This is a genomic window from Pseudobutyrivibrio xylanivorans (assembly GCF_008935055.1).
Taxonomy (GTDB): domain Bacteria; phylum Bacillota; class Clostridia; order Lachnospirales; family Lachnospiraceae; genus Pseudobutyrivibrio; species Pseudobutyrivibrio xylanivorans_A.
Genome location: NZ_CP043028.1, coordinates 597,159 through 618,672, shown reverse-complemented (window position 1 = coordinate 618,672; position 21,514 = coordinate 597,159). Strand labels below are relative to the sequence as shown.

17 protein-coding genes and 1 pseudogene are annotated in these 21,514 nt (G+C 38.2%); 14 read left to right on the top strand and 4 right to left on the bottom strand.

The window, feature by feature from the left end:
* Positions 1-42 precede the first annotated feature (42 nt).
* The 5 genes from FXF36_RS02785 (at position 43) to FXF36_RS02765 (ending at position 4,511) form a co-directional block, all read left to right on the top strand.
* A complete protein-coding gene (locus FXF36_RS02785; RefSeq protein ID WP_167511263.1) occupies positions 43-1,320 on the top strand; it encodes a sensor histidine kinase in 1,278 nt (425 codons plus the stop codon).
* 333 nt (positions 1,321-1,653) lie between these two features.
* Positions 1,654-2,409, top strand: a complete 756-nt coding sequence (locus tag FXF36_RS02780; protein ID WP_151622363.1) for a FlxA-like family protein — start codon at positions 1,654-1,656, stop codon at positions 2,407-2,409.
* 22 nt (positions 2,410-2,431) lie between these two features.
* Complete coding sequence (locus tag FXF36_RS02775) at positions 2,432-3,007, top strand: hypothetical protein (protein ID WP_151622362.1); 576 nt, start codon at positions 2,432-2,434, stop codon at positions 3,005-3,007.
* A 34-nt stretch (positions 3,008-3,041) separates the two neighbouring features.
* Complete coding sequence (locus FXF36_RS02770; RefSeq protein ID WP_151622361.1) at positions 3,042-3,818, top strand: hypothetical protein; 777 nt, start codon at positions 3,042-3,044, stop codon at positions 3,816-3,818.
* Between the two features lie 21 nt (positions 3,819-3,839).
* Complete coding sequence (locus FXF36_RS02765) at positions 3,840-4,511, top strand: hypothetical protein (RefSeq protein ID WP_151622360.1); 672 nt, start codon at positions 3,840-3,842, stop codon at positions 4,509-4,511.
* Positions 4,512-4,607: 96 nt separating this feature from the next.
* Here FXF36_RS02765 and FXF36_RS02760 read toward each other — a convergent pair whose 3' ends face one another.
* Both FXF36_RS02760 and FXF36_RS16985 read right to left on the bottom strand, forming a co-directional pair.
* Positions 4,608-5,561 (bottom strand): Abi family protein, encoded by a 954-nt coding sequence (locus FXF36_RS02760; protein WP_151622359.1) that lies wholly within the window; start codon positions 5,559-5,561, stop codon positions 4,608-4,610.
* 458 nt (positions 5,562-6,019) lie between these two features.
* A pseudogene (locus tag FXF36_RS16985) lies at positions 6,020-6,280 on the bottom strand (transposase); the annotation flags it as partial.
* A 291-nt stretch (positions 6,281-6,571) separates the two neighbouring features.
* Here FXF36_RS16985 and FXF36_RS02750 point away from each other — a divergent pair.
* Positions 6,572-8,353, top strand: a complete 1,782-nt coding sequence (locus tag FXF36_RS02750; RefSeq protein ID WP_167511262.1) for an EAL domain-containing protein — start codon at positions 6,572-6,574, stop codon at positions 8,351-8,353.
* Positions 8,354-8,446: 93 nt separating this feature from the next.
* Here the strand turns inward: FXF36_RS02750 and FXF36_RS02745 are convergent, their stop codons facing one another.
* Entirely contained in the window at positions 8,447-8,779 is a 333-nt protein-coding gene (locus tag FXF36_RS02745; RefSeq protein WP_151622357.1) for a winged helix-turn-helix transcriptional regulator, read from the bottom strand.
* 114 nt (positions 8,780-8,893) lie between these two features.
* Here FXF36_RS02745 and FXF36_RS02740 point away from each other — a divergent pair, with 114 nt between their 5' ends.
* The 5 genes from FXF36_RS02740 (at position 8,894) to FXF36_RS02720 (ending at position 12,177) form a co-directional block, all read left to right on the top strand.
* Positions 8,894-9,100: an ATP-binding protein gene (locus tag FXF36_RS02740; protein WP_151622356.1), complete on the top strand. Its 207-nt coding sequence runs from the start codon at positions 8,894-8,896 to the stop codon at positions 9,098-9,100.
* Positions 9,093-9,680 (top strand): 4Fe-4S binding protein, encoded by a 588-nt coding sequence (locus tag FXF36_RS02735; RefSeq protein ID WP_151622355.1) that lies wholly within the window; start codon positions 9,093-9,095, stop codon positions 9,678-9,680. Before FXF36_RS02740 ends, FXF36_RS02735 begins: the two co-directional genes overlap by 8 nt.
* Positions 9,680-10,072: a C-GCAxxG-C-C family protein gene (locus FXF36_RS02730; protein WP_151622354.1), complete on the top strand. Its 393-nt coding sequence runs from the start codon at positions 9,680-9,682 to the stop codon at positions 10,070-10,072. The genes FXF36_RS02735 and FXF36_RS02730 overlap by 1 nt, the downstream gene beginning before the upstream one ends.
* Before the next feature lie 268 nt (positions 10,073-10,340).
* Positions 10,341-11,819 carry an alpha-L-fucosidase gene (locus FXF36_RS02725; protein ID WP_151622353.1) on the top strand — a complete coding sequence of 493 codons (1,479 nt, stop codon included), beginning with the start codon at positions 10,341-10,343 and terminating at the stop codon, positions 11,817-11,819.
* An 85-nt stretch (positions 11,820-11,904) separates the two neighbouring features.
* Positions 11,905-12,177: a hypothetical protein gene (locus tag FXF36_RS02720; RefSeq protein WP_151622352.1), complete on the top strand. Its 273-nt coding sequence runs from the start codon at positions 11,905-11,907 to the stop codon at positions 12,175-12,177.
* An 18-nt stretch (positions 12,178-12,195) separates the two neighbouring features.
* Here FXF36_RS02720 and FXF36_RS02715 read toward each other — a convergent pair whose 3' ends face one another.
* Positions 12,196-14,841, bottom strand: a complete 2,646-nt coding sequence (locus FXF36_RS02715) for an ATP-binding protein (protein ID WP_151622351.1) — start codon at positions 14,839-14,841, stop codon at positions 12,196-12,198.
* Between the two features lie 156 nt (positions 14,842-14,997).
* Between FXF36_RS02715 and FXF36_RS02710 the strand changes: the two genes are divergently transcribed.
* The 3 genes from FXF36_RS02710 (at position 14,998) to FXF36_RS02700 (ending at position 21,481) form a co-directional block, all read left to right on the top strand.
* A complete protein-coding gene (locus FXF36_RS02710; RefSeq protein WP_151622350.1) occupies positions 14,998-15,711 on the top strand; it encodes a LytR/AlgR family response regulator transcription factor in 714 nt (237 codons plus the stop codon).
* A gap of 185 nt (positions 15,712-15,896) precedes the next feature.
* The gene (locus FXF36_RS02705; protein WP_151622349.1) at positions 15,897-17,468 is read left to right on the top strand and encodes a hypothetical protein; all 1,572 of its coding nucleotides are present in this window, start codon (positions 15,897-15,899) and stop codon (positions 17,466-17,468) included.
* Between the two features lie 350 nt (positions 17,469-17,818).
* Positions 17,819-21,481 carry a coiled-coil domain-containing protein gene (locus FXF36_RS02700; RefSeq protein WP_151622348.1) on the top strand — a complete coding sequence of 1,221 codons (3,663 nt, stop codon included), beginning with the start codon at positions 17,819-17,821 and terminating at the stop codon, positions 21,479-21,481.
* The last annotated feature ends 33 nt before the right edge of the window (positions 21,482-21,514 follow it).

Genomic DNA, 21,514 nt, shown 5'->3' with positions numbered 1-21,514 from the left:
TCTGTGTTATTTATATATTGGCTCAGGCCGTTTGTAAAAAATATGAAGTCAGTTTATTATGCAGTAGTTTTCGAATGGATTACAGACTGTATACTAAGGCATGTTGATGTCCAAAATGGAATAAGACTGACAATCTCGATTTTTTCATTGTTTTTTGTTGGCGTGATTCTTTTCTATTTAGATGAAAAAAGAAATCTTATGCAGAAAATATTTCTATGTGTTAGCTTTTTTATCATTAGATGGTTAAGCTTGGAAATATTCACTGAGCTTGGTTTTTATGAAAGGGATTTTGTTTTTAACTTTAAATTATTTAGAGAAAGCATCCCTGCAATTGTAGCTGAATATGTTGTATCAACGATTGTCGAGTATGGATTAGCTTTATTGCTACTCTTCTTCTCTATCAAGCTGCTTCTAAAAACATATAAAAATAAGCAAGAAGACCTATCTTGGAAGGAACTGATTATGTTATTAATTCCATGTATAAGCATCTTCCTTGCTACACGAATTATTTATTCGTACTATATGCTATGGTTTGATGGCATTGAAAACGGAAGCATCAAGGCTAATATTCCAGGCAATATGTATCGCATACTGTTTTGCATAATGGCTTATTTAACGCTTTGTGTTACACTTTACTTTTATCAGAGCATAAAGGCTAACAAGGAAATAGAATATGCTAATCGTGTGTTGGCTAAACAGATCGAAGATAGCAAAAAGTATGTAGGTCAAATTGAGACTGTATATCAACAGATGAGAGCCTTGCGTCATGATACAGGCAATCATATGGCTGTAATGAAAGGTCTTTTGGAGACAGAAAAGTATCAGGAACTAAGGGATTACCTTGGTAATTGGGAAGAGACATATAAGAATATAGTTCCATCAGCTAAAACCGGAAATGCTGTAACTGATATTGCAATATCAGAGTTTGTAGATAGGTTTGCTGATAATGGCATAACACTAAAGACATCCTTAAAATATCCGAGTAATGTAGCTGTTAATCCATTTGAAATGTGTGTTGTTCTTACAAATGCCATACAAAATGCCTATGAAGCCTCACTTAGTGTTAATGAGCCATATGTAGAGATAACATCTGTTGAACGAGAAAATGTTTACATTATTAGCATTAAGAATAAGTCTGATAAAAAGGCTCAGATTGATGAAGAAGGTATTCCTATTTCAATAAAGAATGACGATGGCCATGGATTTGGTGTACGTAACATAAGGGAAATCGCAAGAAAATACAATGGTGATATTGAAATTAAGCAATTCAGTGAAAACGATGGGTTATGGTTTGTGCTTAACATAATGTTTGTTGGATAAGAATATAGAATGGTGCCTGCTGCAGAAATGCAGCAGGCTTTTTTTACTTTATAGGAAAATACTATTTCCTATAAAGTAAATAACAAGCTGCGCTTGAAAGATGTGTCTCGCCGGCATAGGAAGATAATTGCTTACAGCAATTGCCGGCTCGCACTACTGGAGTTTTGCAAAGCAAAACTCTATCTTATAAGTGCTATTCACATCATATTAGATGCAGTCCACATCAAATGGGTTTAGATTGAAAAATTCATAGTCGATAGCGATTATAGAAAGCTATAAGTATCAGTTTTTATAAGAAAAGGATTTCGAATTTATACCAAGGAGGGTTAAAGTATGGGGACAGTTTCTATGAATATCAATATGAATAATATAAGTGAATTGCATAAATCCAGTACTACATTCCAGCTAAACCAAAATCAACAGATGGATTCGTATAGTAAAAGCCTTCAAGAGCAGATAAATAATGCTAAAGAACAGCTTCAATCTCTTGGCGAAGATAAAGAAATGTCCATAGATGAAAAAATGAAAAAACGTCAAGAAATTCAAAAGCAAATAACTGATTTGCAAAATCAATTACGCCAACATCAAATTGAGCAGAAGAAAGAAAACAGACAGAGCAAAGGTTCGTCTATGGAGGATATGCTTGGAGGCAAACAAACAGCTAAATCATCTAAAGCTGCAAAAGGCATTTCTACAACTAGTATGAAAGCTCTTATATCAGCAGATAGTGCTATAAATCAAGTGGAAGCCCAGGGTGCTATTAAAGTCAATCTAAAAGGCGAAGCAGATATCCTGGAAACAGAAATTAAACTAGATTCTGCCAGAGGCAAAGATGTAGAAAAGAAACAGGAACAACTTGCTGATATTGAATCTAGAAATAGGGATATAGAATCAAATCAGCTAGAAGTATTAAATCGAGCAGATAAAGAATTAGATAAGGCTGCTGAAAATAATAATGATGAAATTGCAGATAAGTCAACTAATTCAAATAAAGAACAACATGAAGCTACTGCCGATAACTCAATTCCTGAAGGAGTTGTAATTAATCTAGAAAATCCAGTTGGTAATAATGTTGATGAGTTGTTGTAACTCATTCTAGGAGGATTTGCCTATGAATATAAAGTTACAGGGCATAGATTTATTAGGTAATCTTGGATTAAAAAGTACGCAAGATAGATTAAATAGACAAGCAGAGAGGGACAATAAAATAGCATTCTTTGAGCAGCAAAAAGAAAATCTGAAAAATATGAAAGCGAACACAATTGATGAGATTGCCAGAAAGCTTGATATGTTTCATGGATATGAAGATCAGATTGCAGCAGCAAAAATGGAATACAACAATGCTCAAATGTTCCATGTATTTGATGAGGCTCAGGAACTGGCAGAAAAGATTGCTGAAGCTGCTGAAAAGAATGAACCTAAGACGCCTGAAGAGCGTCGTGAAGATATGATTGAAGAAGCAACTGGCGTTGAGAATGACGGAATGCTTGACGAATTAATGGATAATCTTACAGATGCAGTTGAAGAAGTTACTGAGGAAATGGTTGAAGACTTACAGCAATCATCAGAAGAGATACTATCCGAGGATGAGTTGAATCAGATGATGCTGACTGAAGAAGAGTTAGAAAAACTTGAACAGGAAAAGAGAATTCCTGTGAATTATATACCATTTGATTATCGTATTTAAAAGGATTGGGTTATAGACAAGGAGGTCGATTATTATGGCAAGGATTAGCGACTATGTATCAAATCACAAGTATTTCGACGAGAACTACAACGTGAACAATCAAAACTATTCAAATGATTTCTTAGATGGGTTAAGTGCATCAGCACCTAAAGTTTCCAGTGGATCATTTAGTCTATCCGACTATTCACTCATCAAAAGTGGAACTTACGGAAAGCTAATGAAGGCTTATTATGCACAGGACAAAGCCCAGAAAGCCAATGCCGGAAAAGACTCTTCGGCTAAGTTGACTGCAATGGCTGAAGCAGCAAGTGCTTTATCCAAATCTTCTGAAAGGCTCATGAGTGCATCCTTATGGGAACAAAAAACAATTACAGAAAAAGATGAATTAACAGGAGAAGAAAAAGCTAAATCAGATTATAACTGGTCGGATATTGAGAAGGCTTTAAATGCATTTATTGAAGACTATAACAGTACTGTTGAAGCTGCAGGTAATTCCAACACTAAAAGCGTTTTACGAAATGGTGCGTGGATGACAAAAACAACTTCCGCACATCAGAAAACTCTTAACAAAGTAGGAATATATATTGGAAAGGGAAATAAGCTTTCGTTAGATGTGGACCAGTTAAAAAAGGCTGATATAGGAGCCCTTAAATCGCTATTCACTGGCCATAATTCATATGCTTCGCAGTTAATGAATAAGGGAAATTCAATTGCGAATGCTGCTGGTGTAGGAAGCTCTTATAACAAACAAGGACGCTATTCTAATTCTCTAAATGACTTAGTAAAAAGTAAGTATGACTTCAAAGAATAGTTTTGTATGGAGGTATTTATTATGGGTATAGATATAAATGGAATTTCAAATGTAACACCTACAGCTTTAACTTCAAATGAACCTAGTAATATTGAGAATACAGAAACACCAGTAAGAATAAACAGTATAAATAAAAAATCGAATGATGAAGGGGTTACATACGAAAAGGGTGATAAAACTGAAACTGGTTCATACAAAATCAATAAGATGAGCAAAGAGGACCGCGCTGCCCTAGTACAACAATTAAAGGACAATATGGAAAAACAGAAGCAGCAAATGCTTGAATTAGTTAATAAGACTATTTCAGGACAAGTTGGAACATTTGGAAAAGCAAATGATGACAGCTTTTGGCGAATGTTAGCTGGCGGCAATTTCAAAGTTGATGCTGCCACAAAGGCCAAAGCTCAGGCTGATATTGGAGAAGATGGTTATTGGGGCGTAAAACAAACGTCTCAGAGACTTTTTGATTTTGCTAGCGCATTAGCTGGTGATGATGTAGAAAAAATGCATGAAATGCAAAAGGCTATGCATAAAGGATTTGGTTTAGCAGGTAAGTCTTGGGGAAGAAAGCTACCTTCTATTTGCCAACAAACCATGGATGCTGCGGATTCGCTCTTTGATAATTATTTTAAGGCGAAGGAAAGCGAATCTAAGGAAGTGATTAATGAGAATACCGTAAATATCAGCAAGTAAACTGATGATAAAATAACAACGGTTTGTTCAGTATCAAAGCTGCACAAACCGTTGTTTTATGTTAGGCAAACATCAATTGATTTCAAAAATACATAATTACAAGTAATTAATTCTGTCGTACATTTCTTTCCAGTTATCGGGAAGTATCCCTATTTTATAAACATCAATTTTAGATTTACTAATCAATTTACTCAATTCATCCCCCAGTGCATCCGCATCTTTCTGAGGTAAAAGTTTTTTCAGTGCATATATACGCGAATACAAATCAGTGTCTGTTGGTAATACATCTTGAGGATCTCTTTTATCAGGGATAACTACTGAAGATGTCATACCTATAACCATGGAATGATGAGCGCAATAATTCCTTAAGTTTCGTATAGCATCTAACCATGTATCAATTTGTTTTGTCACTTCTTTTTTGTAGTTGCGTCCAGGGTATGCATAATCTAAAACTGCTTTTCTCAAGTCACCTCTAAGATAAGAGTACATCATAGTTATTGTACCCATTTCAAAATATGTAAAAGCGGCCCATACTGGAAGGAGATTTTTATGACGACTACCACCTTTTCTATATTCCTTCAATTCAGGATGCTTAACTACATCTTTTCGAAGCTGTTCTTCTTTGTCACGCAAACTAGGATAAAATTTCTTTCCAAAAAAACGTGTATTTTTCTCTCTTGTAACTTTAAAACGCTCACCTTTAGAAGGGGTATAATATTGCTTATCAAGATAAAAAGCAGCATCTCCTGTTTTCAGAGATAATGCATTACTTACATTACTTTTAAAGAAAATCTCTGCTTTTGTGCAATATTTAAATAGCAACTGTCTTAGTTGAACATCAAAGTCGTAAGTTGAAAAGAATAGTTTTGAGTCAGCTTTAAAACCTAAAGTCTCTACTTTTGTGAGCAGAAATTTACCATAACGACTAGCTCTAAAATAACCTGTATATGTTAAAAAATCTCTAAATTTTTTCTTTTGACGAAAACTCACATATCTTTTCATCAAGGACACTTGTTGTTCAAGGTCTATTGGAAGCTCTGTATTAAGCATAAAATCCTCCATAAGATAAAAAAAAAGAATGGATATACCATTCTTAATCCCGCCGATGGAATATTTGGATTCGGGCATTACCCACGCCTTCCTGCGGTCTAATTAAAAGATACCATCATCAGCGAAGATTATCAATAGTTTTTTCTAAATAATATTTATTATTTACGTTGATTATTCTGCTCTGTTTTTATCATTCTAACAGCATAAAAATAAAAGGGCAACCAAAAGGGCAACGAGACTTCCGACATGCTTTTCCTCCTTGATTTTATAGTATTTGTGAACCCTGTTTAAGGTTCAAGTCCCGCAGCCGGCATTGATATTATATTTTAGAACCCCTTTAGTTTAGCGGCTTTAGGGGTTCTTTTTTACTTTATAGGAAATTTCTCCTTCGTCACTCAGGAGAAATCTTGATAGAAGAAAAGCCCGCGCGGAGGCGGGCATAAAAACAAGAAGTGTTGCTAGAAGATATAAAAACCTTTTGCACAATGCTTATAGATATATTTATTACCAATGCCACCTTCTGTAATCAGACAATGTATATGAGGGTTCCACTGGAGACTTCTTCCAAAAGTATGTAAAACACAAATCATACCTGGTGTGAAGCACTCAGATTTATTATCTTTTGCAAACATAGTGAGGACTACTGAACAGACCGAAGAAAATAGACAGTTTAATAAATTCCTGTTTTCAAGAAAGAATTTACGAAGTTCCTCATGAATGAGGGGCAGGGGAGTTGAGGTGTCGAAGACACTTTTTATGTTTACTTTTTTGCTACATAGAATAACTACTAAATTTTCACATCTATAGTGTATTATAAGCCATGTGGTGAAATTAGTATATTTTTCTATCTTGTACTGAAAACAAGAACTTTTATAGATTGAGAGCTGCTTATGTGGAATATGGACTATGCAATTCCAAGCTTAATGATTCTTACAGTTTTTATTGGACATTATGTTTCGCTTCCGAGATTGCCAGTAAAAAGGAATAGGACATTTGTATACCTGATTGTTATGGTTTATTTAGGTATAGCGTTTGATATTGCATCCACGATGGCTGATATGAACTATCAGTCTTATAGTAGTGCTGTTCTTTACATTCTTAATACCGCGTATTTTATATCCTTCTTGTGCGCAGGTTATTCATTCTTCTATTTTACAGCTGTAGTTTTAAATTCAAGTTTCTTAAAAAATACTGGTACTGGTTTCCTAAGTCAGCTGCCGCTAAATTTGACTAATCTTATTATTCTTAGTACCCCTTGGACTAAATGGTTTTACTATATTGATGAGACAGGCTATCATAGCGCTCCATTGTATTATTTACTTTATGCAGTGTGGGGAATTTATATCATTTTTACATATGTGGCTATAGTAAATCGACAATCAGAGGTTCTTAGAAAAAGAGAAATTCAAATCCTTATTGGATGCAACACTGTTCTTTTAGTCGGTTTACTTGTACGATACCTGTTTCCAGCATGGCTGTTGATGCTCATCTTTATTTTGACTGCCTTTATAGTATTGTTCTTAGGATTTGAAAATCCTGATTTTTTATTGGAAGAACGTACTTATATTTTTAATAGAGTAGCACTAAGGGAGTACGTATCTGAATTAAACGGCATTAAGCTGATAGATGCCATTGTTATCTGCGACAGAAGCTACTCTGAAAAATTTGAGCTTTATGGTGCAAAGCAAACGAACCAGGGTGTATATCTGGTTCAATCTTATATGCACAGACAATTCCCAGACTATTTGATTTTCTATTATGGAAACGGCAGCTTCATAATGTTTGATCACAAGAAAAATAAGAGGGATTGGGAAGAGGTATACAAGGTACTTAAGGATAGATTTATGCAGCCTTGGGTTTCAAGAAACACTGAAATCTGGTTTTCATTAGGTGCAAGCGTTGTACATTTAGAGAATAAGGAAATTCCTGCTGAAACAATCATTCGTATTTTTGATGAGGCATTTAATGTTGCGGAAACAGGAAGTAATGATTGCCTGGAAAAAATAGATAATAGTAGCATAGAAAAAATAGCAAAAGAAAGAGAAATAATCAGGTCTTTGGATAAGGCCATAGAAAATGATGAGGTTGAGATTTTCCTGCAGCCTATAGTAAATAGTGAAACCGGTAAAATAGCCGGGGCAGAGGCTCTTGCCAGAATACGAGATTCTGAGGGAAATATTATTCCACCAGGCTTGTTTATTCCTATCGCAGAAAAAAATGGTAAAATCAACCAGCTTGGCAAACAGGTATTCAGAAAATGCTGCGAATGCTCTATAAATCCTGAACTGAAAAAGCTGAATTTATCTTTCATAAATGTAAATCTATCACCAGTTCAATTTATGAGAATGGATTTGGTAGATACACTTAAAAACTATGTTAGTGAAACAGGAGCTGATGGCGAGTTTATCCATTTGGAGATAACAGAAGAAGCACTGATAGATGAACAGCTGATAGATAAGCAGATTTCCTTGCTGACCACAAATGGATTTAAATTTGTTCTTGATGATTACGGAACAGGCTATTCCAATATGTCAAGACTTCGCAAGGCTCCATTTATCAACATTAAGCTTGATATGAGTATTGTGTGGGATTATTGCAAGGAGCCTGATTATGTATTACCTAGTGAAATCAGCGCCTTTAAAAAATCCGGTTTCGAGATTACCGCAGAGGGCATTGAAAATGAAGAAATGGCCAAAACAATGTACGAGCTTGGTTGTACCTATTTGCAAGGCTTCTACTTCTCAAAGCCTCTGCCGCTGGATGAATTTATAGCTAAATATGGAACACGATAATATTGTTATGCAAGTTATCCGTGATTTTTTACAAGTTGTCCTTCGGGGCAACTTTTTTTACGAATATTATCATTAGCCAATGTAATAATGAAATTATAAATTTTCCTCGCCCCATTTTTTTAGCTGTAGCAGAATAGGTATCATGGATTTTGCTTTATCGGTGAGAGTGTATTCTACTCGCACTGGCATTTCATCATACTGGGTTCTCAGTACCATGCCATCATTTTCCAATTCTTTGAGAGATTGGGCCAGCATAGTGTTTGTGATTCCAAATACTGAGCGGCGCAAATCACCATATCTTGCAACTTCATTGTTGTCGATGACACAGAGAATCATAATTTTCCATTTGCCGCCGACAATATTTAATACTTTCTTTAATCCGCAGCCTTCGCCTGCGATTTCATCACATAATGGTTCTTTTTTCATAGTCAGTTTTTCCTTACTAGATTAATAAAAAATGCGTACTTGATAAGTTTTTTATACCATATATAATATGCATATCGGATTCAAAAAACAAGTGGAAAGTAAAGGGAAGTCTAAATGGCAAAGAAAAAAGCAAATGTAAATGTAGCAGGCTGTGTTGCCTGTGGAGTCTGTAGATTGCAGTGTCCAAAGAATGCAATATCAATCTATCGAGGATGCTATGCTACTGTAGATGAAGATCTCTGTGTGGGATGTGGATTGTGTGCAAAAGCCTGTCCAGCAAATGTTATTGAAGTGAAAGAGAGGGAAGTGATAAATGGCTAACAAGAAAAAGCACTGGTACAACTATCTTTGGATTTGGAGCATCATTTATTTCGCTCTAGGTTTCTTTAATATATTATTTGCATGGTTAGGGATGATAGATTTCATTTTGCCTCTGATATTTGCAATAGTAGGTGGAAACAAGTGGTTCTGTAATAATATGTGTGGCAGGGGGCAGCTATTTTGGGTATTAGGAAGAAATGTGGGATGTTCCAGAAAGAAACCTGCGCCAAAGTGGGTATCGTCAAAATGGTTTAGATATGGATTTTTAATATTTTTCCTTACAATGTTTGGTACAATGGTTTTCCAAACTTATCAGGTATTTGCCGGTGTTGGCACTCTGCGCAAAGCGATAAAGCTTTTCTGGACCTTTAAGGTTCCTTGGGAATGGACCTATTCTGGAAGTATTTTTCCTGATTGGGTAGCACAGTTTGGATATGGATTTTACAGTTTGATGCTTACATCTACTTTGATTGGCCTCATTGTAATGGTACTATATAAAGAAAGAACCTGGTGCACATTTTGTCCTATGGGAACCATGACTCAGGGCATATGTAAGATAAAAGAAAAAGGAGCAAAGTAATGACAATAGAAGAAAGAGCTAATTTAGCCGCAAATTTAAAGGCTACAGGACAGTGCAACTGCACCCAATCAGTGCTTAAAGCATTTGAAGATAAAATAAATATCGCTCCAGAGGAGCTTATGAAACTGTCGGCAGGCTTTGCAGCTGGTATGGGATGTATGGAAAGCACATGTGGTGCGCTTATCGGCGCCGTTATGGTGGCTGGCATGGCTACAGATGGCAAAGGTACACCTAGATTTTCAAAGGATATCGTAAGCAAGTTTAATGAAAAATGTGGTGCCACAATCTGCAAGGATTTAAAGGGTATCACAACGGGCCAAGTGTTATGCGAGTGCCCTGAGTGTGTTAGAAATGCAGTGCTTTCACTTGGGGAAGCAGTGGAGATTGGCTAAGTTTGTAGTTTATTAGTTACAATAAAATAGTTCTATAGTTAAGCCTTGGGGTGGCGGTAAGCGCCGATACCCAGGGCTTTTATTTTCAACAGTAATACAGCCGTATTGTAAACAAATAAAAATATAGGTAGAATCCTATACTTCTGCGGGTTTCTAGTGCTAACGCCCTTGGTATAATAATTTCATGAATCATAGGCCAAATTGAATTTCCAAATGAATAATATTTTCATATGGGAACAATAGTAATGAAATTATCAGGGGTGGGAACATGACAAAAGAAGATTATTTAACACAAATAGAAGTTGTAAATAGAGATGGGAAGTTTAAGCCATCGTGGGAATCACTTTCACAGCATCAAACACCAAAGTGGTTTGAAAATGCGAAATTTGGTATTTTTATCCATTATGGACTATACAGTGTTCCCGCTTTTGGAAATGAATGGTATTCAAGGAATATGTATAATAAGCGGGACCCTGAGTATAGGTATCATATTGAGACATTTGGATTGCAGAAAGATTTTGGATATAAAGATTTCATACCATTGTTTACCGCTGAGAGATTTGACGCAAAACACTGGATTGAGACATTTAAAAATGCTGGCGCGAAATATGTAGTACCTGTTATGGAACATCACGATGGGTTCTCCATGTATGATTCAGAATTGAATCGATGGAATGCTTTTGCAATGGGTCCAAAGAAAAATATATGTGGGGAGCTAAAGGATGAATGTGAAAGACAAGGTATTGTTTTCTGCGGCTCATCACATCGCGCTGAACATTATTATTTTATGAATCTTGGAAGAGAGATTGATAGTGATGTAAATGATGAAAAATACCGGGATTTTTATGGTCCGGCTGTACTTAGGCCAGAATACATCAACGTGGGATTTGATGGGTTGACAGAAAATCCAGAATGTGTGGGTCCGGACAAGGAATGGATTGAGGACTGGCTTGCAAGAACAGCCGAAATAATCGATATATACAAGCCTGCAATGCTTTATTTTGATACTGCTATTCAGAATAAGGAATATAAGCCATATTTAAAGAAACTCTGCGCATATTATTACAATAGGGCCATTGAATGGAAAAAAGAAGTTACAATTTGCTATAAGCATTACGCATTTCCGCCTGATGTAGCAACATTTGATATGGAAAGAGGCGGACTTCAAGATATTTCCCCTAGATATTGGCAGACAGATACTGCTATAGGAAATAAATCATGGGGATATGTTAAGGAGAACACTTTTAAACGCAGTTATAAATTAATCTGCGATTTAATAGATACAGTCAGCAAAAATGGCAATTTTCTGCTTAATATCGGGCCTAAGGCAGATGGCAGTTTTACAAAAGAAGAAGAGAAAGTTCTCAAAGAAATAGGAGAATGGCTTTCTGTAAATGGCGAAGGTATATATGGAACAAGGTGCTGGAGCCAATATAAAGAAGGCGATTCGTCTATTACAGATGGGTCATTTAATGATTCAGAGGAAATAGAGTACAACGAGTCAGATTATAGATTTACATACAAAAATGGTTACATATATGCATTTTGGATGAGGCCGATAAATGGGGATGCCAAGATTAAAGCTTTTAAGGCTCAACCTATGAGAGGGATGATAATAGACAAAGTGGAGCTGCTATCAACAGGCGCGGATTTACAATTTGAAAGAACTGAAAAGGATATGGTTATTAAACGTACCAATGATTTTATGACTGATAAGCCTTTATGTTTTAGAATTAAATTGCTATAGGTTTACTTTGCCGTCTAGTTGGGTATTAGGCTACGTCTTTAGGATTTCTGCAATTTCATCAAAATCTTCTTGTGCTTCTTTGAATATGGCAACATCGAATAACAGTGTAAAAGGCAGAATCTATTACATCGGCAGTGTGCTGCTTGCCAGTATCGGTGTTGCCATGTCGTTTATTCCGTATTTGATAATTGCAAAGATAGTTGGGATGCTTTTATCAAAAAATATGGATGTGAGCAATTATCTCATTTTGATTTTGACAATGGCATTATGTTGGATATTAAGAGTTACATTTAATTCAATTTCTACATCATTATCAACTCAATTTCAACTGGTGTTACAGAATTTAAAAATTCTATAGGCCACTTTTTCTTTATCTTTATTGCAATGCATTTTTTAAGTTTTCTATCAGCTTACGATACATCTCTAACACTCTGGCGTGGTTTGAATCAATGTATTCGATTCTGTTTTCCTTCACAGCCAATTCCAAATCCCTTGCAGCAGCAGAAACAGAAATAGCGCCGATGGTAGATGAAGTACCCTTAATGGAATGAACGGTGATTCTGTAATGCTCCCAATCTTTCTCTTCATAGTATTGCTGCATCACCTTGCATTTATCATCCTTGATATAGGTGTTCAAAATCTGATGATAGAAATCCTTATCCCCAGCAGCAAATTCAATACCAGCTCGTGTGTCCAGAAAGGTGAGCCTGTCGATGAATGAACCTTCTGAATTATTAGTTTCTGCACCTGAATCTGACTTCGTATATACGAAGTCGTTTCTTGAAGTGAGTGAAACCGAATCTGTTGGTAGGTGTTTGATTACCATGTTCTCAAGTGCTGTAGGATGGATTGGTTTTGCAAGGTAATCATCAAAACCATCAGCTAAATATTTTCTATCAGCGCCCATTGTGGCATTGGCTGTTAGCATGATTACAGGTACTTCACAATTAATATTTTCGGTATCTGCTCTAATGTGTTTCAGCACCTCTATGCCATCCATCTCAGGCATCATATGATCGAGGAAAATAATATCGTATTTATTTTTCTTTATATAATATAGAGCTTCAGAGCCACTGGTAGCACAATCGATTTTTACGCCAGTTTTTTTCAGAAGCCCAACGAAAACATCCAGGTTCATCTGAACATCATCCACTGCCAACAGTCGAACATCTTCGGCGATAAATGATACTTTGTATTTTTCACCACTACCTGCACTGTAGCGTTCCTTGATTTCTCCGATTGGAGAGTAGTCGCAAACCATGAAAGGAATGCGAACTGTGAAGGTGGAACCAAGTCCGTAAACACTTTCCACATTGATTGTACCGTGCATTAAATTAACCAGATTGTCAGTAATGGCAAGACCTAGTCCGGAACCTTGGATGGAACGATTCTTGGACAGATCCAGTCTCTGGAAATTCAGGAAAAGTTTTGGAATATCATCTTTCTTAATACCAATTCCAGTATCCTTTACGGACATTATCAATTCGATATTATTTCCTTCCAGTTTTTCGTACTTTACGATGACATTTATGGTGCCGTACTCAGGAGTGTACTTAACAGCATTTGAAATCAGGTTGGATAGAATCTGTTTCAAACGAACCTCGTCACCACGGAGAATACTTGGCGTATCCTCGAGACAGTCCAGGTAGAAGTTCTGCTTTTTATTTTTGGTGAGATTCAGGAACATGTTGTAGCTGTCATTTAAGACAACGCCAACATTAAAATCGTCTGAGAGAATCTCTATTTTACCAGACTCAATTTTTGAAAAATCAAGCACATCGTTTATCAGTGAAGTAAGGTTGCGCGAGGCAATATTAATATTCTCTGAATATTGCAAAATGGTCGGATCCATACATTCACGAAGAATCAGCTCATTCATACCAGAGATAACGTTGATAGGTGTACGAATTTCATGAGAAATATTGCTAAGGAAAGCCGTTTTTGCAGCATTGGCAGATTGAGCCTCCTCTATAAGACGATTCTCTTCGGTAAGGTCTGTGGCAATGAGAATGTAGCACATAGGCTGATTATTCTTGTCCATTTTGCAGGTGAAGTTTACCAGTGTAACCTTGTTTGTTACGTTTGCGGTTAGACGGTAATCAATTGGAATACCATCCTGCGCCTGTTCAAACATCTTCATCGGTTCGCCACTTGGCAGGTCAAAAATTTCACGCAAACGAATTCGATGGGGCTCCTTATCCAGCCCCAAAAGTTTTTTTGCATATTCGTTTGATAGGTTCAGATGGTAGTTGGTATCAAAGACCAAAAGCCCTGTTCCCAAGGTGTAGAAAATGTCCCTACTGATACTGTTTATGGTGATGTAAAACACCATGTAGTCGTTTGCAGCCACGAAGAAAACTACGAAGGCAATGAATATTCCTGAACAATAAAATACATGCATAAATGGAATGTCATGCATTGATGCAAAGAAATCAGGAGCTGATGAAATGGCAAAAATAATATTGGATAAAAATGCCAGGAAAACAAATCGCTTATCGCGGTCATAGACCGATCTTCTAAACCAGACTGTACCAATTGTTAAAAGACAAATGGTTATAACAACAATATAGGAAATATGGAAAAAATAGCGATAAGGATCGTTGCTCAAATAGATAGTGTAGCCATCGTATCTATAGAAGAGATTTGTGTCAGGATGACCATAAATAATAATGTCTAACAGGCACGCAGATGAAGTTACAAGAATAATAAAAATCTCTGTTGGCTTGCTTATTCCAAGACAACTGGTTACAAGGATAATCTCTGCTAAAATATAAATATCTATTCCAGTCAAACCTAGTACACGGAAATAGTAGGCAGCAGTCAGATTTGGGCTCATAGACATGATTGAATAGCCCATGGAACACAATCCGTTTCCAAGCGAAAGCAGGAAAACAGAGTATTTGAAGAAGCCCTTTGTATTGCTTTCTCGTTTAAGAAAGCTGGAGCCCAAATGAATCGAGGTTGCGCCAGCGATTAGCAGAATGATGTTGATATATATCATGTTTTCTTCAATGAAAGCCATAAGAACCACCTGTATGTTGTGAATTTGTAAAACTATTCATTAATATTATATATAATGTTAATACAATTTTCATTATCATAAATGGAAATATGTGGTATTATTAGCTGGTAAAGATCAATTCGATTACTTGAATTTTTTGTACTTGGGGGAGGCAGAATGAGAGTAGCAGTTATCGATGACGAAGAATTGTTCCGAATGCAGCTAAAGATGATGGTGGAGAAGGTTGCCAGCACTCGTGCTTTACCTTTTGAGGTTGAGGCTTTTTCATCAGGGCATGAGTTTATTGATGCTCTTACAGAACGACGTTTTGATATAGTTTTTATGGACATATTTATGCCGGACATGGACGGTATCGAGACTGCAAAGCGTCTCAGGGAGCTTACTGAAAAGACATTTCTTATTTTTATGACTGCATCAGATGGTCATTATCCGGATGCTTTTTCTTTACATGCCTTTGATTATGTGACCAAGCCATACACATTGGAGCGAATCGATCATCTAATTTCTGAGATTGTGGATCACACTCCAATTGATGCGATATTCATCAAGATTACTGTGGGTTCTGTTGATGAGAGAATCTATTTGAAAAATATTCTAAGTGTCACAACTGATGGTCATTATCTTGAGATTCATAAGGATGATGGAACCATGTCAAGAGTGCGCTTGACCTCAGGAGAATTCTTAAGTATGACTGGCTCTGACAAGCGATTCATAATGATTAATCGAGGTATTATTATCAATATGGATTATATTGATAGAATTGAAGGGGCAGATGTTTATTTGGAAGATCGTTCTGTTTATCCAATATCAGCGAAAAAAGTAGCTGATATCAAGCAACAAATTCAGGATTATCAGTTTAGCAGCATTTAGCTGTAAGGATTGAAAATACAGCATTTGTACATAATCAAGGTGCAAGAGTTTTTGTCAAATTTTGAAAGATTTTGCCAAAAGACTTGCACCTCGTTAATTTTTTGTTAAAGTATATAACGGTATTGTGTATAGAATGTAACACTTTGCCAAGGATGGGTATTAATAATTAAGAGGAATAATTGTTTATGAAATTTCGTTCAGTTCAGGCTCTGTTCATAAGCTTGGCTGCGCTTTCATTAACTGGTTCTATTAGCTTAAAAGCGAAGGCGCAGACAGTCTCTGATGAGGACTCCGTTTTATCTGAACAACTGAATATTTCTGAGGTTATCGAACACTGCTATATTCCCGACACAGAAGGATTGCAGGACAATCAGCAGGTTTCTGGTTTAACTGTAGTACCTGCAGAGGATGATGCAAGCCATCTTGCTGTGACATATGATATTGTTGATGCAGAGGGGAATGTGCTTCGAAGCGTTTCTGCAGACTATGGCTATGTTGTGGATGCTGAGACTGAGCAGTTGCAGCTTTATACCAGGGATCTTACCTATGAATACACCAATGCAGAGGGGCAGGTGGTGTCTATTTCTAAGGAGGATGCTGAGCGTCTGGGCGGTCAGGTTGAGGTTGCTAATTATTGGACTATCGATGGCTATTATGTCCCAACTTATCTGGATGAGGGACGCTACGTGGGAAAGCATAGCGTTCTGTTTTATACGCGTAATGGGGCGACAAAAGCAGGACAGGAATATGTGGAGGACCAATATTACGGTAATCCAGAAATTTACAAGGCTGATGTGGAATTTGCTGATGATTGGGGCAGTCTGTTTTGGCTCCCAAGTCTTTCGTATATTACCACAGGCACCTACTCTGCCACTTACAATAAGGTGGAGGATATGGGAGGCTACTGGCTTCTCGATGAGGTAAAAGACGACAGGTATAGCTCAAAGGAAGAGGCAATAAGAGCTGCAATTATGCAGGCAAGGACCTATCATGGTGCTTATACCATCGATGCAGATGAAAGCAGGCTTGTCACCGAATATATTGCAGAATACGCCAAGGTGTATCAGTACTACAAGAATGTTGGCGATGCTATTTGGTCGGAAAGTATTCCAGCTATAAAGGAAAAGCTTGCGAAGCTAAAGACTCCACAGACTCCAGAGGAAGAAGTTCAAAAGGAAGAGTTAGAGAAGCAGCTTGAGGACGCTGAGAAAAAGTACGATGAGGTTCAGGAAATCATTCAGTCTATTGAGGAAAATGTTCCGGAGGTGAAGGAACAAGTTGTTTCTGAAGAGGTAGCTCAAGAAAGTAGTGTGGAGACTAAGGTTGAAGTCAAGTCAGAAGCTGTGGTTTCAGAGCCAGAAAATAAGCAGTCAGAGGAAAAGCAGGAACAGGTTGAAGCAGAACCAGAAGAGATAATCGAAGAAGAGTTATCAGAAGAAATAGAAGAACCAGAAGATAAAGAAGAGCGTCAGGTTGTCATACAATCCGCCCATACGGATAATGGCGGCAGTGGTGATTCAGGTGCAGCAGCATCTGGTGAAAACACTCCAGTAATAGAGGAGCCACAGGATGAAGCAATTGATTCTGTGACTATCACAGATGAGGAGGCGCCACTTGCTGTAACAATGGCTGGGCTTATTGCCAGAGGAAAATGGTTTGCAGCTCTTGGAGGGGCATCTGCAGCGGGAGCAGGTGTTGCGGTATTTGAGGTTAAGCGTCGTGCCGCAGCAAAGATAATTGATAAGCTTAATCAGTAGTTGCCAAAAGTTAGACGAATTTGCCAAGCTATTGTTTGGGCTGTAGCTTAATGATAAAGTACATAACGTAAGGAAAGCGTTCACATAACGTTCACATTTTTATACACAGGTGAGGCGTTACTGAATGGGGGTAAAATTATATGAAGGTGTTGATATTGAAAATGAAAATGTTAAGGACTATGGTTGAAAATCATAGGACCAGGCGCAAGCTGAAGAAGCTGGAGTCTTCTAACAACTAAGTCATTCAGGTATCGACATTCAAGCAGAGCAGGTTATTTGTGGCTCTGCTTTATCTATGGAAAATTTGGGGGAATTCCTTGCAAGCAACATCAGAAAGGAAGAATGTACAAATGAGAAAATTGGAAAAAGCTTTAATCACAACTGTTACTTTAGGCGTTGGAGTTAGCATGGCAGCAAGCCCTGTTATTGCATTTGCAGACGAGGCTATTAATGCTGAGCCAGCTATGGAGTTTGAAAGCCAGGACACAGCTGTAGAGTCAGGAATGAACTCAGAAATCTCTTCTGATATTCAGGCAGCAGACGAAGCAGTAGCTGAGGCTGGTGTATCTGCAGACGCTCTTAATAATATTAGTGACAGTGTTGAAGAATTAGATAAATTAAATTTTGACGCTACACAGGCAATTGCTGATTATGAGGAAACTGTTGAGACAATCAAGCAGATTGTTGAGAAGGATGTAGAGGAAGCTGAAAGCTATGTTCTTGATGCAGATGCATCTGCAGAAGAGGCAAATGAAGCATTGGCAAAGGCTGAGGCTAAGGCTCAGGAGACAGAGGCAAAGGTCGCTGTAGCTGAAAAGGCTTATGACAATGCAAAGTCAAAGGTTGAGAAGGCACAGGAGAAGCTTGAAGCAATCAAGTCTGAGTATGGTCTTGAGGATGAATTCTCAGGTGATGCAAAAGCAGCTATCGATGCAGCAAATGCAGCAGTAGAGAAGGCACAGGCCGAGCTTGAAGCAGCTCAGAAGGCATATAATGATGCAAAGGCTGCTGATGAGGCAGCTGATGCTCAGGTTGAAAAGGATGCGCAGGCAGTAGATCAGGCAAAGACAGAATTGTCAGAGGCTGAGGACACTCAGAAGAAGGCTACTGAAGCGGCTGAGGAAGCAAAAAATGCATGTAGTTCTTTTGAAGAGGCTTTAAAGGCTGCTAAGGCTGAGGTTGAGACAGCAGAAGCAGATTTAGCATCAAAGAAGGATGCAGCTTCAAAGGCTGAGGCAACTGCTTCAGAACTTAGTAAAGTAGCAGAGGAAGCAGCTGCAGCCAAGGATGCGGCAGATAAAAAGGTTGCAGAGGCAGAGCTTGCAAAGAAGAATGCAGACGATGCTGTGGCAGAGGCAGAAAAGTCAGTTAAGGCTGCTGAGTCAGCTCTCAAGGATGCACAGTCAAAGTATGGTAAGGATTCAGAGGAAGCTAAGAAAGCTTCAGAAGCATTAGAGTCTGCAAAGACAGCAGCAAAGAATGCTGATGAGCTCGCAACAAAGGCAGCAGCAGATCTCGTAGCAGCTCAGAAGGAAGCAAAGATAGCAGCAGAGGAAAAAGCAGCAGCTGATAAGGCAGCAAAGGAAGCTGCTGATACAAAAGCAGCAGCTGATAAAGCTGTAACAGAGGCAGAAAACTCAAAGACAGCTCTTGAAGAGAAGCTTAATAAGGAGCTAAAGGATTTATATGATGCTGCTTCTACTGCAAGCGATTTAGCTGACGCAGAGAGCAAAAATCTAATCGAGAAGAACAAGCAGGTTGAGGCAGCTGAAAAGACAGCTGGTGAAAAGGCACAGGAATTAACAGCAGCTAAGAAAGAGCTTAATCAGGCTAATGATGAGTACAAGAATGTGGCAGAGGCTCTTGAGGATGTTTCAGCAGAACTTTCAAGAAGAACAGCTGCTGGTGCAGATCGTAGTCTTGAAAAGAATATCGAAATTGCTGAGCTTATGATTAAGTACTATGTATATGAAAATAACAAAAATCTTAATCCAGCTGACATTAAGTTTGAAAAGTACATTAATACAGATATTTTCAATGGAATTAAGGATTATTTTAAAGGCCATGGTGGTTGGGAGAATAACTACATCGTAGCTTATAAAGAAGATCCAACGACTGGTGTACGTACAGAAATTGGTATCTATAATTTCCGTTGCGATAATACAGATGGTGATCAGGTTAACGGTGACTGGGGTGATTGGACTGACCACATTGTTATCCTTCAGAAGGATAGAAAACAGGATGAAGTCCTTTATTATGAAGGTCCTTTTGGAATAAAGATTCGATATGGAAAAATATATTGCAACCAGACAGAAGTATTTAATGAGCGTGATTTCCGCAATGGCAACACTGCATATCAGAAAGAAGTCGCAAAGGCTAAGAAGGCAGTAGAGAGTGCAGAGAAAGCAGAGAAGAAGGCTGATACAGCTTCAAAGGAAGCAAACGCTACAGTAGAGAAATCTAAGAGTGAGCAGCAGGCTGCAGAGACAGCTGTAAAAGAGGCAACTGCATCAGCTAAGGCTGCAAAGGAAGCAGCAGAGAAGGCTGCAGAAAAGGCAAAAGAAGATAAGACAGCTGCAGAGAAGGTTGTAAAGAACGCAAAGGAAGTTGCTGCATCAGCAAATAAGAGCAAGACAACAGCAGAGGCTCTTGCAAAGACAGCAGCTGATAAGGCAGAAAAGGCTTCAGAGGCAGTTAAGACAGCTGAGGCAGCTAAGATAAAGGCTGATTCTGCAAAGACTGAAGCTGAGGCGCTTGTTTCAGCTACAGAAAGTGCAAAGACACAGGCAGACGAGAAATTAGCTAAATCAGAGAAGGCTCTTGAGGCAGCTAAGACTAATAAGACGGTTGCGGAGGAAAAATTTGGTAAGGATTCAAAGGAAGCTAAAGCCGCAGCTACAACTTTAGAGTTAGCTCAGAAGTCAGCTTCTGAGGCTGCAAAGAAGGCAGAGGAAGCTGCTAAGGCTGCAGCTGATGCAAAGACACTTGCAGAAAATGCAGCAAAGGCAGCAACAGATGCAAATACTGTATATGAAACAAAGAAGGCTGCAGCAGAAAAGGCAGAGGCTCTTGCAAAGGAAGCAAACGAAAATCTTAAGACAGCAAACGCTGATTTAGAGAAGGCTAATGCAGCAGTACAGGCAGCACAGAAGAAGCTTGATACTGCAAATGCAAACTTAAAGCTTGCACAGGAGAAGTCCGCAGCTACTGATAAGTCTGCAGATGAACTTTCAAAGGCTGTAAAGGCAGCAGAGAATAAGCTTGCTGCAGTTAAGGCAGCTCAGGCAAAGGTTACTGCTGTGGCAGAGGAATTAAAGAACCTTAAGACCGCTGAGAATGTTTCTGATGCTAAGCTTGATGAGCTCAAGGAAGAGTATGCTAAGGTTGTTGCTGAATACAATAAGGCAAAGGAAGTAGCAGCTAATGCTCAGGAGAAAGCTGAGAAGGCTGCTGAGGAAGCCAAGAAAGCAGCAGAAGAAGCTAAGAAGGCTGAGGAAGCAAAAAAGGCTGAAGTTGTTGTAGAGCCAGAGACTGCTTCAGAGGAGACAAAAGCAGTTGTAAACAGAACTACAGGTACATCAAAGGCTTCAAATTCATCAAGCGCATCTTCAACAACAGTAGCTAATATTGATGATGTAGTTACTTTATCTTCAGTTGTTACTATTGAAGACGAGGTTGTTGCTCTTGCTGGACCGGAGGCAGATGGTGCAAGAGAGCTTAGACCTTCACGCAGAGTGAATGTAGCCGCGAATACACAGACAGCAGATGAAGAAGAGGTTGTTTCTGAGGGCGAGGATGTTATCGAGTACAAGAGTGGCGAGGATTTAGCTGCTGATGTTACAGATAAGACCTCAAGCGAAGTTGTAACTATAGCTGACGATGAGGCTCCACTTGCTGGAAAAGCAAAGAGAAGCTTTTTTGAGAAGACCTGGTGGGGATGGCTTATGGCAGTTATCGCAGGTGTTTCAAGCGTACTTGTTTACAACAAGAAAAAGAACTCAGATAAGAATTAAAACAAAAATCAATATCCCATTTCAGGTGGCATA